The organism is uncultured Arthrobacter sp., assembly GCF_947493765.1.
Classification (GTDB): Bacteria; Actinomycetota; Actinomycetes; order Actinomycetales; family Micrococcaceae; genus Arthrobacter_D.
Map to the genome: position 1 here is coordinate 1 of NZ_CANLSZ010000024.1, position 957 is coordinate 957.

General features: G+C 65.7%; 1 protein-coding gene. It reads left to right on the forward strand.

All coding sequences use genetic code 11. The features are described 5' to 3' along the window. Window positions 1-50: 50 nt before the first annotated feature. Window positions 51-957 (forward strand): IS5 family transposase gene (locus tag Q0747_RS13855; protein ID WP_298255635.1). Its coding sequence is split into 2 segments (ribosomal slippage): window positions 51-410 and window positions 412-957, totalling 906 coding nucleotides; the frame shifts between segments, so codons are not numbered across the junction.

The window sequence follows — 957 nt, forward strand, 5'->3', positions numbered from 1 at the left end:
CTAGGGCGTGTCTCCTAATAGCGTGGGGCGGTGTGCGGGACGATATCTGAGTGTCACGTGATGCTGTTCTAACCGACGCCCAGTGGGCTCGGATTCGTCCTTTGCTGCCCTCGTCCTCCGGTCGGGTCGGGCGTCCGTTCCGCGATGATCGGCGGGTCGTCGAAGGAATCATCTGGCGGTACCGGGTCGGAGCGCCTTGGCGTGATGTGCCCCGGGACTTCGGGCCGTGGCAGACGCTGTGGAAGCGACACCGCCGTTACTCCGGTGACGGCACCTGGGACAGACTGCACGCTGCGTTGCTGGCCGACGCGGACGCGACCGGGTTGATCGACTGGAACGTCAGCGTCGATTCCACGGTCAACCGCGCTCATCAGCACGCAACGAACCTGCCCCGCGTTACGGGTGACACAGGGGGTCCTGTCGAGTTACAAGAAACTCCGGGAAGAGCTCGCTGATCATGGCATCGGTCGGTCTCGGGGCGGGCTGAGCACGAAGATCCATCACCTCGTCGACGGGCGAGGACTGCCTCTGGTGGTCCTCATTGGACCGGGCCAGGCCGGTGACGCGCCGATGTTCTCGATCCTGATGAACCACCTCCGCGTCGCCCGGCCGGGCCAGGGACGCCCACGCTCCCGACCGGAGCGGGTCCGCGGCGACAAGGCTTACTCGTCCCGGGCGATCCGGCAGCACCTGCGCTCCCGCGGGATCGTCGCGGTCATTCCGGAGCCCTCGGACCAGCAAGGACACCGCAAACGCCGCGGCAGCAAGGGCGGCAGGCCGGTCGGTTACGACGTCGAGGATTACAAGGGACGCAACGTTGTTGAGCGTTCCTTCAACCAAGGCAAGCAATGGCGGGGACTTGCCACCCGCTACGACAAGCTCTCGCTCACCTACCGCGGCGCAGCCGTCCTCAGAGCCATCACACTCTGGCTCCAAGCATTAGGAGACACGCCCTAG